General features: G+C 43.7%; 2 protein-coding genes. Both read right to left on the bottom strand.

All coding sequences use genetic code 11. The features are described from left to right. The coding region (locus tag KDK18_RS02230) for a hypothetical protein (RefSeq protein ID WP_257252888.1) at positions 1–433 on the bottom strand (433 nt) is incomplete at its 3' end. A gap of 229 nt (positions 434–662) precedes the next feature. After that, positions 663–1114 (bottom strand): hypothetical protein (locus tag KDK18_RS02235; RefSeq protein ID WP_257252889.1); only part of this gene is annotated, 452 nt, incomplete at its 5' end.

Consider the following 1114-nt stretch of genomic DNA (forward strand, 5'->3'; position numbering starts at 1 on the left):
CAAGTGCACCTGTGGGGCTTGAACTTCCATAACTGGTAACTTCGGGCTGGTTTAGCATGATCTGTCTGATGGTGCTGTCTTGCAGAACTCCGAACAAGCCTGTGGTTTTATTCGCTGCCCATGTTGAACATTTAAGACCGGAAATAACGTGACCATTGCCAAGCAGAGTGACAGAGAACGGTCTGGAGGTATTGCCAATGGGTTTCCAGCGAATGAATTTGCTAAGGTCAATATCACTGATCAACCGATAGCGACCTTCTACCGGGTGGTCGGCATTCAGGTAGTGCTTGAAATTATTATTGTCCAGCTCAACAGTGCTGGCCCAACTGTTCCAGTCTGAAAAACAAACGACAAGTGATAAGAACAATACAGACGACTTTGTAAATATAGTCGGACTTTTCCGATACTGATCTTTCATCGGGCCGTTATTCATTGAGTGAGTACCCTGAAAAACAATGATGAGAACTACTCGTATTTGTGTCCGTACATATAGACTACGTTGGGTCATCATGCATAAACATGCGGGTAACCGGGAAAAACTTACGTTTGAGCAGGGGGATACCAAGGGCCAACTTTTTCCGGATAAGCTATTGGCCCGATACCCCTTTGTGAAAATGATAATGTTTTTGGCGATTGCTCTTGAAGTTGCTCCTATTTGTCGGTTATTCAAGCTTACCTAAAGGTAGTAATTCAGTGGTTTCCATTTTTGTTCCAAGTGATTGTCTTTTAAACTTCTTAATGGCTACGATAACCGCAACCGATACAGCCAACACAGTGCCCGTTGTAATAAGCCCAATTCCCCAACCTTGAATGGCCGAAGACGATCCCGCAGAGGATAAAACGGCAGCCGATTTTTGATAGTTATAGTTTTCAAAATCCAGTGAAATTTCTTGCATCCGTAGCTGCCGACTACCCTCGTCAATATCAGCATCTTCAAAAGCCAGATAGACTTTATCATCGACAAAAACAAGGCGCATGGACTTTGCTGCCTCTGGTTTAATGGTGGTGTCAAAACGATGGACATTAACCTGATCTTGATAAGTAAACACGGACAGTTGTCCATCACTGTGGTAAATAATGGCGTGCAAATAATCTTCCGTGGTCATCAGCTTGA

Source organism: Endozoicomonas sp. SESOKO3, assembly GCF_024606255.1.